Source organism: Pelagicoccus sp. SDUM812005, assembly GCF_031127875.1.
Taxonomy (GTDB): domain Bacteria; phylum Verrucomicrobiota; class Verrucomicrobiia; order Opitutales; family Opitutaceae; genus Pelagicoccus.
On the sequence record NZ_JARXIA010000025.1, the window covers coordinates 60,386 to 75,514 of the forward strand.

At 55.3% G+C, this 15,129-nt stretch carries 8 protein-coding genes and 1 pseudogene; 2 read left to right on the plus strand and 7 right to left on the minus strand.

The features are described from left to right. Positions 1 to 7 precede the first annotated feature (7 nt). A complete protein-coding gene (locus tag QEH57_RS22360; protein WP_309009023.1) occupies positions 8 to 1,591 on the plus strand; it encodes a glycoside hydrolase 43 family protein in 1,584 nt (527 codons plus the stop codon). A gap of 137 nt (positions 1,592 to 1,728) precedes the next feature. On the opposite strand, the gene QEH57_RS22365 is transcribed toward QEH57_RS22360, so the two are convergent. From QEH57_RS22365 to QEH57_RS22395, 7 genes and pseudogenes are all read right to left on the minus strand, one after another. Further along, on the minus strand, positions 1,729 to 3,669 hold the full coding sequence (locus QEH57_RS22365; RefSeq protein ID WP_309009024.1) for an alpha-L-arabinofuranosidase C-terminal domain-containing protein: 1,941 nt from the start codon (positions 3,667 to 3,669) through the stop codon (positions 1,729 to 1,731). 177 nt (positions 3,670 to 3,846) lie between these two features. Continuing rightward, the gene (locus tag QEH57_RS22370) at positions 3,847 to 4,626 is read right to left on the minus strand and encodes an alpha/beta fold hydrolase (protein ID WP_309009025.1); all 780 of its coding nucleotides are present in this window, start codon (positions 4,624 to 4,626) and stop codon (positions 3,847 to 3,849) included. 53 nt (positions 4,627 to 4,679) lie between these two features. Beyond that, entirely contained in the window at positions 4,680 to 6,041 is a 1,362-nt protein-coding gene (locus QEH57_RS22375) for a glycoside hydrolase family 43 protein (protein WP_309009026.1), read from the minus strand. 433 nt (positions 6,042 to 6,474) lie between these two features. Then, positions 6,475 to 7,401 (minus strand): alpha/beta hydrolase, encoded by a 927-nt coding sequence (locus QEH57_RS22380; RefSeq protein ID WP_309009027.1) that lies wholly within the window; start codon positions 7,399 to 7,401, stop codon positions 6,475 to 6,477. Between the two features lie 87 nt (positions 7,402 to 7,488). Beyond that, entirely contained in the window at positions 7,489 to 8,451 is a 963-nt protein-coding gene (locus QEH57_RS22385) for a glycoside hydrolase family 43 protein (RefSeq protein ID WP_309009028.1), read from the minus strand. A gap of 103 nt (positions 8,452 to 8,554) precedes the next feature. Further along, positions 8,555 to 9,739, minus strand: a complete 1,185-nt coding sequence (locus QEH57_RS22390; protein WP_309009029.1) for an alpha/beta hydrolase-fold protein — start codon at positions 9,737 to 9,739, stop codon at positions 8,555 to 8,557. Between the two features lie 23 nt (positions 9,740 to 9,762). Beyond that, positions 9,763 to 10,593 (minus strand): annotated as a pseudogene (locus QEH57_RS22395) (sialate O-acetylesterase); the annotation flags it as partial. 923 nt (positions 10,594 to 11,516) lie between these two features. Here QEH57_RS22395 and QEH57_RS22400 point away from each other — a divergent pair. Then, positions 11,517 to 15,122, plus strand: a complete 3,606-nt coding sequence (locus QEH57_RS22400) for an FG-GAP-like repeat-containing protein (protein ID WP_309009031.1) — start codon at positions 11,517 to 11,519, stop codon at positions 15,120 to 15,122. The last annotated feature ends 7 nt before the right edge of the window (positions 15,123 to 15,129 follow it).

The following is a 15,129-nucleotide window of genomic DNA, read 5'->3' on the forward strand; positions in this document are numbered from 1 at the left end:
CCTCGCTATGACAAGATATAATACATTTTTCCAGTTGTTCGGCTTGCTGTCTCTCTGCGCAGCTGGGTTCGCAAGCTCTGAGAAGGCCACGAATCCGTTCATCTGGGCAGATGTGCCGGATGTGGCGGTAATCCGTGTCGATGACACTTATTACATGAGCAGCACCACCATGCACATGAGTCCCGGACTTCCGATTATGAAGTCGAAGGATCTGGTGAATTGGGAGTTGCTGGGGTACGCTTACGATACCTTGGCTGACAATGAAGCTCTAAGGCTGGAAACTGAACGTAGCGCCTATGGGCGAGGCTCATGGGCGAGTAGCTTGCGTTATCACGAGGGGAAATTTTACGTATCCACTTTTTCTGATACAAGCGGGCGTACCCACATATATGTTACAGACGATATCGAGAAGTGCGAGTGGGAGGAGATCTCTTTTGAGCCTTCGCTGCACGATCACTCCTTGGTTTTTGATGACGACGGGACGGTGTATTTACTTTATGGAGGCGGGAACTTGCGCTTGGTAGAGCTAGAGGAGGATCTGTCGGGGATCAAGGAAGGCGGTTTTAACGAAGTGGTGATAGAGCATGCGGAAAAGGTGGCGACCGATAACGCGATGTTGCATGCCGAGGGCACGCAAGTGCTCAAGAAGGACGGTTGGTACTACGTTATGAACATCTGCTGGCCGCAGGGTGGGATGCGTACCCAGATTGTGCATCGTTCGAAATCGATAAAAGGGCCCTACGAGGGGCGCATGGTATTGCAGGACAAGGGCGTCGCTCAAGGTTGTTTGATCGATACCCCGGAAGGCGAATGGTATGCTGTCCTGTTTCAGGACAATGGCGCTGTCGGACGCAGTCCATGGCTCGTTCCGGTGACATGGGAAGACGGCTGGCCGGTGCTCGGTGAGGATGGGAAGGCTCCGATGGTATTGGATATCGAGGACACGGAGGACGGATTTTCGAATATCGTCAGCTCGGACGAGTTCAACCGCGGCTCTGGAGAGGCTTTGCCGCTTGCGTGGCAGTGGAATCACAACCCGGTGAACGACAAGTGGTCAATCGGCGAACGAAGAGGGCATTTGAGATTGGAGACGGTTCGCGTCGACGACGATGTGCTGCACGCCAGAAACATGCTGACGCAGCGGACCTTCGGGCCGGTCAGCGTGGCGGAGACCAAGCTCGACGTATTGAAAATGGAGAACGGCGACACGGCGGGCATGATCGCGCTGCAACAAGATTATGGATACGTGGGGGTCGTTCAAGAAAGCGGCCAGCGGTCGGTCGTCATGGTGCGCGCCCACGATGGCGAACCGGAGGTCTTGGCGACGATTCCTTTGAAGCAGAAATCCGTCTATTTCAGAATCGGGTGCGACTTTCGGGAGCGTACCGATGAAGCGTACTTCTTCTACAGCCTCGATGGACAGTCCTGGGAGCGAATTGGCGAGGCCCTGCAAATGCGTTACACGCTACCGCATTTCATGGGCTACCGTTTCGGCTTGTTCAACTGGGCGAGCGAGGAAGTGGGCGGGTATGTAGATTTCGACTACTATCGCATTAGCGGCGAGCTCAGCGGCCTTGGATTGGAAAACTGAATTGGGTTTTCGCAATATTCCTTGCAAGGGAATCGGATAGGGAAAATGCCACTCCTCTCGAGGAGTGGCACTTTTTTGCTTAGTGAAAAGTTCGATCTCATTGCCCAGAGGCTGGGCAATGGCGATTGCTGTAACGCTTACTTCAGCGGGAGGACGTAGATTGAGGCGCTGAGGGCAGGCGAGCTAAGCCCTTTGGCAATCTGGGTGATCTCCGTCTCGACGATCTCGACGACACGTTCCTTGCCGGGCGTGTTGTGAGCGAATTCATCGGGGCCGCTGAAGTGCCAGCGCTTGCCGGCATCGCCAGCTTCCATTTCGCTCAGATCTAGGTCGATGGTTAATTCCGATTCGGTGGGATTTATGACGGAGAGCGTGAGGGCTTTGCCGTCCTCGGTGAGGGCGGCTGACACGTCCAAAACCTCGTGTTCGAACTCCACGTTTACCGGTTGGGTCCCGAAGTGGCGGCGATACATCTTCAAGGCGATACCCGTGGTATCCATTTCCGCTGCGATGCGAGTTGTCTTGATGGCTCCGATCACGTTCACCGTCTGAGCGTAAAGCGCCATATCGATAATGTCGGTGTGGCGGAAATACTCGTGGAGACCTGCGGCGATGCCAAGTCCGTCCGCCACGTCGTAGACGCAGCCCAGCTCGCCATACTTGTAGGTGCGGTGCCAATAGTTCCACTCGGTCATGGCGATGGGCATGGTCTTTCCGTTTAGCGCCTCGAGCTTAGGCTGCAACTCGCGATGGCCCTCGGCTTTGTTGCGGATGTTTTGTCGCATGTTTTCCAGGTGAGCGGCGATGTCGACGCGCCCCTCGTCTGACCAGGGAGTGCGGCCGGTGTAGAAGTGCTCGGAAATGTAGTCCATGTATTCATGGCTGTCCATGAGCATGCCCTCGGTCCAAGTGACGCCGCGGCGGACTTGCGCTAGGTCAGTTTCGTTCACGCGTTCCAAGTCGCCGGAGGCGATGAGTATGAGGTCGGAGTCCGCTCCGAGCATCGCTTCGGCTACTCGGTTGTGCTTGAGCGAGTAGTGATGCAATTGCATATGGCCTAGCTGCCAGTTGCCCCACATCTCGTTGCCCACGCACCAGTACTTCACGCCGTAAGGCTTCTTGTGTCCGTTGTCGGCTCTCCAGCCCCCTCCGATAGTAGAGGTTTCGCCGTTTGTGTATTCGACCCATTGGGCCGCGGAATAGGCGTCGCCGAAGCCAGTGTTGGCCGCAATCATCGGTTCCGTGCCGAGGAGGCGGCAGAAGGCCAGAAACTCGTCGGTGCCGAAGTCGTTGTGCTCGACGCCGGTCCAGGCTGGATTTACGCGAGGAGGGCGACGGTCGCGGTCGCCGATGCCGTCGCGCCAGTCGTAGCCGCTAACGAAGTTTCCGCCCGGCCAGCGGTAGAGCGGAGAGTCGAGTTCCTTGAGCAGTTCGATGGTGTCGCTCCGCATGCCGTCGATGTTGTCGCCCGGCATGAGGGAAAGGGTGCCCAGCTGGATGGTTCCGCGCAGGACGCGAACGCTGAGAGAGGCCCCTTGAGAGGTCGTTTTACCGGGGGTGAATGAAAATGCTTTTTTGGCGTATTTCTTGCCGGAGAAGGTGAGTTTCTGCGTGCTGCTCTCTCCTTCGCCATTGCCCCAATTGAGGCTCACTTCCACTTCGGCGGCGCCGCCGAGGGGCTTGACCCAGAGGTAGCCTGGGTAGTCGAGGCCTTGCTTGACGCCGAGGTCGCTCTGGCGAACTCCGCTGCCGGAGGCGATCCGCGGGGTGTGCTTTCCGACGAAACTGTCTTCTGTGACCATGGTCAGGCCGGAGGGCTCGCCAATGATCTCCCAGGGCGAGGCCGATATCACTGGAAACTCGGTACTGTCGATGACGCCGGGGAAATCTGGGTCTGCCAGCGTCTGATCGCCGTAAGGGTTATAGTCTTCGGTGATGGGGTGGTAGAACTTTCGGTCTTCGAGCATCTCGGCCCAAATGCCTCCGTAGATGCAGCGGCCCATATGCTCGATAAACTGGCCGTAGATCATGGGATTGATCGCGTCGGCGCGTTCTTCGGCGTCGATACGGACAGTCACGTCCACCACGGGTTGGGCTGATAGCGCGAATGGCAGCGCTCCAAGTAGTAGTATTTGTTTTTTCAAGGTCCTTGAGGTTATGTGTTTGTTCGCTCCGGCTGTCTTTCGAGCGAAAGAAATAATAATGGCTCTTCAGAGAACGGACGTATCGCCTTGAGCGGTGAATGTTGTTTTTGTTTAGCGATCAGTATTCACGTCACCGATACATTCGTACATGAGGGTAGCGACGCCGCTCGGGTCTTCCTGTTGGGCGACATGGCCGCCAGGGAAGGTGCGGATGGTCCAGCCTCGCTCCACGGCCCGTCGCCAGGTTTTGCTTTGGGAGCGCTCTTCCACGCTTTGTTCTTCGGGAATGAAGGCGACAAACGTGACGTCGAGAGCCTTGGCGGCTGGATTGTCGTAGGATACTGCTTGGCTAAAGGTCTTGATGGACTGGGGGGTGTTGTGCGGAGGGGTGGTTTTTTCAGTGACCCAAGGGGTGAGGAGCATCCCGTTTTCGATGCGCGAATCGTCTCTCGGTCCCCCGCTGCCGAACATGTCCCATATCGACTCGCCGTCATTTGGCACGGCGGCATCGAGAAAGATGACGTGCTTGATACGCTCGGGAATCTCGTTGATTACGCCCGTGATAACCATGCCTCCGTAGCTGTGCCCTGAAAGTACCACATCGTGCAAGTCTTCGAATAAGATGAGGTTGACGACGTCGTCAATATGGGTGTCGAGATCGATTTCCGGATTTGCGAGGTGGTAGCGCTCGCCTAGCCCGGTAAGGGTGGCTCGATACACTTCGTGCCCCTCTTTTTTCAGGTAATCTCCTGTCGACTTCCATTCCCACCCGCCTGCTGTGGCGCCATGGACGATGACGAACGTTTCCCTTTCGGAATCCGTCGCTAGGGTTCTGGCTGCGATTGAGAAGGCGAGAAAGAAAACCGTTGTTCGAAATAGTAGGTGTTTCATGGGTACGTATGGGGTTGGGATCGGTAGGGCCGATTGGGATAGGTGTAACTTAATCAGTTGGACGCAAATTTCCACCAGTCCAGTTTCAGTTCTGAATTTTGGCCTCCTGTGAACCTGATGTATAGGTCATGGATACCCGTGACAGGGCTCACCTTTGTTGAATGGCTTTTCCAGTCGTCAGATGGCGGAACCACGGCTTTCGCTAGGAGCGGGCCGTCGAGCGAACCGGTCCGCAGCTCTATTTCAGCTCCTTGGGCTTGGGCTTTTGCATTCAGGGTGACGCTCTTGGCTCCTTGTTCTCCAAAGTCGACTCCGGCCACTTTTATCCAATCCCCGTCGCTAGCGTGGGCCAGGTTCATGCCTCCTGCGGAGCTTGGCTCCGTTTCGACGCCGCTCTGGGCTGCAAAAGTTTCGCCCTCGACTCGTTGATAGGGATCAAGGGAGCCGTTTTGCTCCACTCCGTTTATGGTATACTCGACTGGGATTATCGCTCCGTTTTCGTCGTATCCAAATTCCTCGAGCGCTATGTTGCGACGGAAGCCGGTGGGAATGTCGGCCTCGGTGGCGACAATACGGTTGTGGTAGACGTGATACCACTTGCCTTTGAACTTAAACTCGGCGGCGTGGTTATTGTTGTTGTTGAGGGGCGGTTGCGCCGCAACGATTCCTGCGTAGCTGAAGCCTTCGGTCGGATGCTTGCTGGTCATGTAATCGATACGCATCTCGGCCTTCGGAGTGGTGGAGTAGGTGAAGTAGTAGGTATCGTCTATTTTGTAGACCCAGGCAGCTTCGAAAAAGTTCGGGGCGTGCATCTTGATCACTTCGCCGTCCAGTGTGACCATGTCTCGATGCAGCTTCGCTGCCCTTACGTTGTCGTCACCGTTTCCGCCGAAGTAGATGTAAGCCTGATCATCGTCATCGATGAAAACGCCCGGGTCGAATAGCCACATGTTCTCGGCGGGTTGAACGCCAGGGGTTCCGTGGGTAATGAGAGGTTTCCCGAGAACGTCATCGAAAGGGCCGATCGGACTGTCGCCGACTGCGACTCCAATGTTGGCTCCGCCGTTTCCGAAGTAGAGGAAGAACTTTCCGTCGCGCTCCACGGCCGCAGGAGCCCACGTTTTCTTGGCCCAGGAAGTATCGCTTTCGGCATCGAATACGATTCCGTGGTCTGTCCAATTTTTCATGTCGCTGCTCGAAACGCAGACGATATTTGGGATGTTGTATCCGCCTTCGACGGGACTTTCGTCGTCGTTCGAGCAGTAGATGTAAACGCGGTCCTTTGTCACCACCGAGGTGGGATCCGCGAGGTAGCGATTGGAGACAATGGGATAGTCCGCAAGCGCGATCGAACCTAGGCTCGTGCATAACGTGAGTGCTGTTAGGAAGCGTCTATATCTGGTGGGTGTCATCATGTGCAAATAAGTAGGATCCCTAGGGCTCGCTACGGGGTTTATGTGCTCTCTTCTTTTCCTAGAAGGAAACCGAAGATATGAGCTTGCCTCAGATGAGTCGCCTGTCAGTCCGACATTGGGGTAAATCTGTCTATATCCTAAGTTCTAGGTTTTGCCTCTACCCACAAAAATAGGTCCATCACCAAAATCAGTGGATTTGCTGTTTACCTGTAGGGCCGTCGCCGTGGGAGACGAAGCTCAACGAGCGAAGGCTGCTCGCGACGTGCCGGAGATCCCAACTCTAGAATATCCTGCATTGCGGCGTGGCGCGAGCGCCAGCCCTGCTATGAGAGCGTCTCCCTGCAAAATGGTGATGACCCCCAAAATAGAGCAACACTTCACCTGCGGTGAAGTGCTCCTCTTTGATATGCGCTGTGAGCGAGCCCGAAAGGTCTTACTTCGCTTCTAAGAATTTGTTGACCTCGAGCCAATGCATGAAGACAGGGAACCAGCCGTTAGCGGTATTGCCCGGATAGCCGAGGCCAAAGCCGTGTCCACCGTTTTGATACAGGTGGAATTCCACTGGAATGCCAGCTTCGTGCCAGGACTTGATCACGCCGAACTCGCCGTTGAACAGGAAGTCGTCGGTGGCGATAGCGTTGAACATGGGCGGTGCGTCTTGGGGTACGTCAACTTCCCCCATGCCGCCATAAATGGGGCCGATGAAGGCGAGCTTCATCTTGTCCGAGTTAAGCGTGCAATGCATCGTCAAGCCAGCCCCTGCAGAGAAGCCGATCATGCCGAGGCGATTCGTGTCTACGCCCCACTCTTCCGCGTTCTCGTGAATCAACGCGTAGGCGGCTTCGGCGTCTTCGAGTTGGTTGGATAGATCCCATCTTGGGCGTGCAGGGCGCTCACCGTTACCGGCTGAAGCGAAAGTGCGGTTCATGCTGCGCTCTAGGTCCTCGATGGTAGCGCCGGTTGGCTGTAGCCGATATTTGAGTACGAATGCGGCGACGCCTTCGTCGGCCAAGGCCTTGGCGACCCTCCAGCCCTCGTTGTTCATGGATAGCCAACGAAAACCGCCCCCGGGGGTGACGATGACGGCAGCGCCGTTCGCCTTTTCTGGATCGGGAAGGAAAGGGGTTAGGGTTGCCTCGGAAATGTTGCGTGCCATGGGTTCGCCCCATTGGCGGAACCAGCTTTCTGGATTTTCCTGGCCTTCGACGCCGCCGGTGTTGAGCAGGATGGCGTTGGGCTCGTGTGGACGTTCGAGAGGATAGATTTTTCCGTCTTGGGCGATGGCTGTCGCAGAGACTGCAAGCGTTAGCGTGAAAATCGCTGATTTGGTTAGATTGAGGGCGGTATTGGGTAGTGTCATTGTTTTGCTATAGGGTTGAATTATTCTTAGTAAATTACAGCGCGTTGCAGTGTGTAGTAATTGTGGATACAGATATTCAAGATGTGCCTAATCGATGGCTATTTCCTTTTTGATTGCGAGGGTGTCGCCGAGGTCGTCGATTTCGAAGAAGCGTGCTCGCTCGACTTTGCGGTTGGGTTGGTGGATGACCATGACGAGGTGTCCGTCGAAGGTGTTGAATAGCATTGGATGGCCACCATCGGCGGACCAGAGCGGATCGGGGAGCTGTTCCCAAGGACCGAAAACGCTGCCGCTTTGCGATCGGGCAATCCCAACGGCATACTTGGTCGGGCCATAACTGGACCAGAGCATGAGCAATGTTCCGTCTTTGGTATAGTGGAGCCAGTTTCCGTCGCTGACGTAAGCGTGGTAGCGCTTTCCTTGATACAGTTCGCCGATATCCCCACGGCAGTGAACCCAAGGCGCTTCCGATGCATGGAAGAGGAGCTTTGGATTCCCGACGGGACGGGAGAGGTCTTCGCTGAGTTGTACGATGTCGAAACTTCCGTCTGTTATCTGGGCCCACTCGTGGCAGAAAACCATGTAGGGAATTCCGTCCTGAACCCAGAGGCTCCCGTCAAGGGCCATCCAGTCGTGCGGTGTTTGTGGACCGTTTTCGAAAGGCTCAAAAGGACCGAGCGGAGAGTCGGCCACGAGGATCTCTGTACCGCGCCGCACGTTTTGCGGACGGCCCGGCGGTGTTGGGAGTGTTTCCTTGGAGGTGACGGTGGCGAACAGGTAATAGCGACCTTTGTACTCATGCACTTCCGGGGCCCAGACTGTTTCGCGTCCCCAGTGGTCCTCGGGGATTTCCCAGACCGGCACGGGGTCTTCCCAGTTTTTCAGATCCTTGCTGCGGAAAACCATTACAGCCTTACGCTCGATGTTGCCATCGAAAATTCCGGAAGTGGTGGTCCCGTAGATGTAGTAGGTTTCTGAGGACGGATCTGGCAGCACGAAGGGATCGCGGATGCGAGTTTCAGATCGGTCGGTCGTTTCGGCGGGGCTCATCGTAGCGAAAGCAATTGTCTGGATAATAAAAAGTGGGGTGCGGCGTAAGGTTTGGAACACGGAAAGAGAGCGAATGGTGGGGATTAAGGGGTAGAGGGCTTTGTTACTGCTTTCTCCAGAGGTTGGGCAGGAAGTCCTCGTGTAGAAGGGCCCTCCAGGTAGCCCAGTCATGGGCGGTGTATCCAGCGACGGAATACTCGTATTCAATGTCGTGAGCCTTGAGGGAGTCGATGAGGGCTTGGACGCGTTCGTTCCAGCGGCCTTCCGCTTCCATTTTCCCTTGGCCGATGAATAGGTAGTCGACTTTTTGGTTGGCCATCGGGTCGTTCAGGAAGTCGGCGAGGACTTCCTCGGCATCCGTCATGCCCGCGCTGAGGATACCAAAGGAGCCGAATAGATCGAGTGAATTGAGCCCGACTAGCATGGCGTGTCGACCGCCCATAGAAAGACCGGAGAGGGCGCGTCCGCTTGGATTGGGGATGGTGGAGTAGTTGGCGTCAATTAGGGGGATTACATGTTCGCGCAGTTCGCGTTCGAGGATATCGAAGCTGAGTTGGCGGTGCTGTGGATGGTTGCGGTGGATGACTTGGTTGTTTGGAATCACCATTATCATGGGCTCGGCTTTTCCTTCCGCGTAAAGATTGTCCAAAATTAAGTTGGCCCGCCCGTCGTGTATCCAGTTATGGGGGAGTTCGCCGCTGCCGCCCATGAGGTAGAGGACGGGGTATTGAATGGATGAGTCGTATCCAGGAGGCGTATACACGTAGAGGTCGCGTTCGCCTTGGGTAACGTACGAGTGGTAAATATGCCTAGTGATAGCACCGTGAGGGACGTTCTTGGCATCGTAGTAAGCCGGACCATCGCCGTGCACGACCACCTGGCTGTAGGGCGGCATGCCGGTGAAGGATGCGATGGTATTGGATGGGTCAGCGAACTGGACGCCATCTACCTGCACGAGGTATGCGTAGATGTCGGGACGGACGGGACCTACGGTCAGCGTCCAAATGCCGTCTTCACCTTTTTCGAACGGCAGGATATCGTTCCAGTTTCGGCCGAATGCGGCGAGGATGGCTCCGTTGAGGGCGACCGTTTCTGCTTTCGGAGCTTTGACGCGGAAGGTGACGGTTTGGTCGTCATGGACTTCGGGGGAGTTGAGCGGAGCGCTGAAGGGCGTGAGGTTTTCCGTGTTTTCCTGAGGATTCCAGTCGAGGTTTACGTTGGCCTGTTGGGCGTGGCAAGTGGCGCAGGCCAATAGGGCGAAGGCGGAGAAGATGGGGTAAGGGCGCATGGTTTGTATTGGATGTTTGGTTACTGGTCCAATAGTGGTAAAACGGTGTCGGCGTAACGAGTGCCCAGAATTTTGTAGCCTTCGGGAGAGAAGTGGAGGTCGTCCACAGTGTCTGGGCATCCAGCGGAAGAAACGATATGAGCGGTAGGAATGGTTTTCGGAAGAGTGCGGATGATCTCGTTCATGCTGGCGCATTTTCCGTTTTGGTCGGCTGCAACGACCTCGCCTGCGATCAGAGGGACGTCTTCAGCCTTGAGGCCAAGATCGTGGAGAAGGTTCTGGTATACGGTCTTCACCTTGTGGGGCCACTCCTTATCGCCGGTGTTGGATTCGCCCTGATGCATGAGTATGCCCTTTATGACGCCGTCCCTTTGAGCGAGCTTGCCCATCTCGATTAGGCGAGCGTAGGGATCCTTGTCGTAGGCGCTGGAAATGTTGTGTAGCCAGTCGGGAGCATCGGCGAGGTAGGCCTCGCGCGCGGCTTCGTCGAAGAGCTCGATCTTGGTGCCGCCTACGGCGACGTTGATGACGCCGACTTTTTTGTTTTCAGGTAGGGCCTCGACGAGAGCCCGGCCAAAGTAGTCGGCTGGGCTGAGGCCTGCGGAGGGGCGACTTAGCGGAGGGGTCGCGGTGTACCAGCTGCCTTTTGCCCGTCCCAGCTCTGGGAAGTCTACGGCAGCGAGGACTTGGAAACGTGGGTCGACAGGACCTTTTTCCGATTCCGGAATGCCCGGGAATCCCTCCATATTCGATTGGCCGAAGCAGAGGAATATGTAAAAGTCTTCGTCCTGCGCATGCATTTCAGCGATAGTGGTGCAGGCCAGAAGGCTGAAAATCGAGAGTAGGTACTTCATAATATCGATCTTTTTGACAAAGCTTTAGATTTTTGTGTATCCAAAAGTAATATACGTGATTCGGTATCAGATTTTGGGGGCGCTTCGAAATGGAAACGAGAGGTTGGATCTTGAGTTCCGTTTCAGTTGGAGTGTTGCAGATGAGAACGATGCGGAAGGCACAATGATGTTCGCTGCTTGGGAATGGGTACGTCCGAGTCGGAATTTCCTCATCGTGAACTCTAGTTCATCCTTGGAACGCTTAGAAGTAAACGCTGCAGGCATCTCTATAAATAGAATATGCCGAATGGGGCTGTTGGCTATATCTAAGGTTATAGGTTTTATTTGCTATACCAAGGGGTGCATTATTTCGTTTCTGTTGAAGGAGATCATCCAGCCTCGTGTTTTCCTTTTCGTTCATTGCCGGTTTTCGAGGTGCGGTTTTTCAGTATTCCGAATGGCTGGCTATTGTTTGCCTTTCATTCGATAGCGGGTGCGGGTTGCGATGATTCACTTGTTGGCCCATTGATGCAAAAGGGCCTCTCGTAGAACCCGTATTCGCATGTTGAATCGCAGCGGGTACATTCTCCGCCGCTTGCGGCGTCGCTAGTCTCTGCGATTCATCGAGCCCCGAAGCTCGAAGGGTCAAATCGCCGTGATGCCCCGTCGCGGTCTTCCGCGATCGACGCAGTCGACCCCTTGCGGCGGGGTGGCGATTTGAGGGCGAAGATATTCACTTTTATCATGTCGATTCGCATGTGCCCCAAAGGCGAGAGCGTGGTCGAATTTAGGACTCCAATGGGAGGATTTGGCCGGTGACCCTCTGCGAGGAGTGCGACAGGACTGAATTTGCGAGTTTTTGATAGGATAGTTCGCTGCTCGGCCAAGACTTGGAACGGTTTGAGTTTGGAGAGGGGGACAATTCAGTTGCGAAGCGTTTTTCGATGTCCTTCAATCTGTCTTGCTTAAGCATGACACGCACTGATTCGATCGCTCTCGTAACAATTGCCTTACTATCGTCTAGCGCGGTATCTGGACAAAAGGCATTTTCCAAGCTTATCGAAAAAACGGAATTCTCCGTGCCCTCCGAATCTAGAGCTTCGACCCTTTTTACCAAGTTGGACCCAAACGATACGGGGCTTGTGGTCGACAACGCCTATGATGATCCAGAAATGTGGGGAACTCGCTATCGGGAGTACATGGGCGGCAGCATGGGTTCGGGAATCGCGGCGGGCGACTACGATGGTGACGGGAAGCTCGACCTTTACGTGTCGACGAAGACGAAGCCAGGCCGCCTTTTCCGTAATCTGGGCGACTGGAGGTTCGAGGATGTAACTGAAGAGGCTGGGCTAGCTGAGGAGTCTGGGGTTATGAGCTGGCTGAGGAACGCGGTTTCTTCGGACGACGAGGTCGTTTGGCGTCAAGGGGCGGTGTTCGCGGATATCGACAATGATGGAGACAGGGACCTCTACGTCTGTCGAAATGGAGCCCCGAATCTACTCTATGTAAATCAAGGAGACGGTACCTTTGAGGAGGAGGGCGAAAAACGCGGTCTGGGATTGTCTGATGGCAGCGTTTTGGGGGCCTTTGCCGATTACGATCGAGATGGATGGCTGGATGTGCTCGTGCTCACAAACCAAATGGATGGGACCGAGTCGAAGGGTCGCCTGGACCGCCTCTACCGCAACGCAGGGGGCGGGCTATTTGTGGAGACTACAAAGGAGGCGGGGGTCTCTGGAGATACCTTCGGCCACGCTGTCATTTGGTTCGACTACAATGAGGACCTTTGGCCTGATTTCTACATCGCCAACGACTATGCAGGTCCCGACTATTTGTATCGGAATAACGGAGACGGTAGCTTTACCAACGTTGTCGACGAAGTGGCCCCGCATACCTCGTACTCGACGATGGGTCTGGACACGGCTGATGTGGACAACAATGGGCATATCGACATCTTCCTCGGTGACATGGCGGCGACCTCGCGTGAGACAGAGATGCGTCGCAAGCCAGCAGCGTCAAAGGAGGATTTGCTTAGAATGGGAGGCGACATTCATGTGGCTCCTCAGTATACGCGGAACTCCCTCTTGCTCAACATGGGTACGGATTCCTTTTGGGAAGCGGCTTGTTGGGCGGAACTGGACGCGACGGATTGGACATGGTCGGTTCGTTTCGAGGATTTCGACAATGACGGTTGGATGGATCTTCACGTGACCAATGGTATGGTCCGGGAGGCGAACAACAGCGATCTGTTGGCCCGTATGATGCAAGCGCGTTCCATGCCTCAGCGGATCGCCGTTATGAATCGCTCGCCACGTTTGGAGGAATCGAACTTAGCCTTTCGCAATTTAGCTGGAGGGCGTTTTGAAAATGTAACCAAGAATTGGGGACTTGAGGACGTCGGGGTGAGTTTCGGAGCGGCGATGGGCGATTTTGATAGGGATGGGGACATGGATATTGTGTACCTAAACCACGGAGGAGGTCTCAGTGTTTACCGGAATGACGTTGCGGGGGGGAATCGCATACAGGTTCGCCTGCGCGGGGGCGAGTCGAACCGGGATGCATTGGGTGCGCTTGTAAAGGTCGAAACGAGGTCGGGAGTACAGGTGAGGGATTTAGCTTCGGCCCGTGGCTATTCCTCAGGCAGCGAATTGGTGACTCATTTCGGTCTTGGCTCTGAATCTGAGATTGAACGACTCACGGTCCAATGGCCATTGGGGGGAGTCCAGGTCTTTGAGAAGCTTGATGCGAACTTTGCTTATCTAATCGAGGAAGGGGGGGCAGGGCGCGATGGACCAGTAAAGGTTCAGGTAGAGCCGCTTTTTGTTTCTCAGGCTGAGAATTATGGCTTGAAGTTCGAAGACGAGTCGGGACTTGCTATATCCGACCAAGAGCAGTTTCTGCTTCCGTTTCGCACCGATCGACATGGTTCTGCTTTGGCAGTGGGGGATGTCGACGGCAATGGACGGGAGGATGTCTATGTTGGCGCCACGACTGGTTCCGCTGCTCGATTGTTATTGTCTAAGGACGGTGGATACGAGCAGGTCGCCGTCTCGGGTTTGGGTGCTTCTGCGGTCGAGGACGGGCCGGTCATGCTTTTCGATGCCAACGGAGATGGAGCTGAGGATCTTCTGGTGACAAAGGCGAGCGCTAAATCGGAGCTGTGGCCGCAGGGGTTTGAGCCTTTGATCTATTCCAACGATGGCAAAGGAAACTTCTCAAAGACGAACTGGTTGCCCCGTCTCTCTATCAACGTGGGAGCGGCGGCGCTAGGCGACGTGGATGGCGATGGCGATTTGGATCTCTTTCTGGGAGCTCGTTCGATTCCCGGAGAGTATCCAGCTAGTCCGCGCAGTTTCTTGTTGTTGAGGCAGGGGGGACGCTTTGTTGTAAGCGAGGTCGCCGGGCTGGATGATATAGGTTTGGTTAAGAGTGCCTTGTTTCGAGATATCGACCTGGATGGACGTCCGGACCTGATCGCAGCCTTGGAGTGGGATGCGGTCCGCTACTTCCGTAATGCGGGCGGCGGTGTCTTTGAAGATAGGACGGAGGCTGCTGGTTTCGATAGTGGCCTTCGCGGTTGGTGGAATGGCTTGGCGAGCGGCGATTTCAATGGAGATGGGCGACTTGACTTCGCAGTCGGTAACCTAGGATTGAATACGACCTATGAAGCTTCTCGGGAAGCTCCGGCGAGCTTGTACTACGGACCCTTCGGCGCTAGCAACCAGAGAGTGATCGCGGAAGCGGTGTACGAGGATGGGACGCTGTATCCGCTGAGGGCTCGTGGAGATATCGGCAGTCGGCTCGGACATGCCCTGCGACGCTTTCCGCGGAATGATGACTATGCGAAAGCCACTCTGCGCGAGGTATTCGGAGATCGCGCCTTGGGTGCTGCCGAAGTTTTCGAAGCTGAAAGTTTTCTTTCAGGCGTGTTTCTTAGCCAGGAAGATGGGCGCTATGAATTTTCCCCTTTTCCGCCGAGGGCCCAGATCGGGCCGATTTTGGGATTGCTGGCCGAGGACTTCGATGGTGATGGTTATTTGGATTTGTTTGCCAGCCAAAATACGGACGTGGCGACGCCTAGCTTCCATGGAGGGGCGGGTCTGTTCCTAGCCGGTAAAGGCGACGGACGTTTTGAAGTCCTTGAGCCGAGTCGCTCAGGAGTGTCGATACAGGGGAACGGGCGAGCGGCTGTGGTTTTGGATGCAGCGGGAAATGGCAAGCCGGGAGTGTTTTCGACGCGGCATCGTGGCGAAAGCGTCTATCTTGAAAACAAGAGTAACGCGGCGAATTGGCTGGCTATTCATCTGACGGGTTCCGCAACAAACCCAAACGCAGTGGGTGCGCAACTAATGTTTGTCTACGAAGATGGATACGAGCGAATTCAAGAAGTAGGTTCGGGCGGGGGCTGGATGTCACAAGGATCGGCACTTCTTTGGGTGGCTCATTCGAAGGAACGCAGGCTTGCGAGGGTGACTGTACGATGGACGGATGGGCAAGTAAGCGAAATGAGCGAGATCCCGGGGGATGGCCTTTGGGAAATCGTGAAGTAGTGGATAG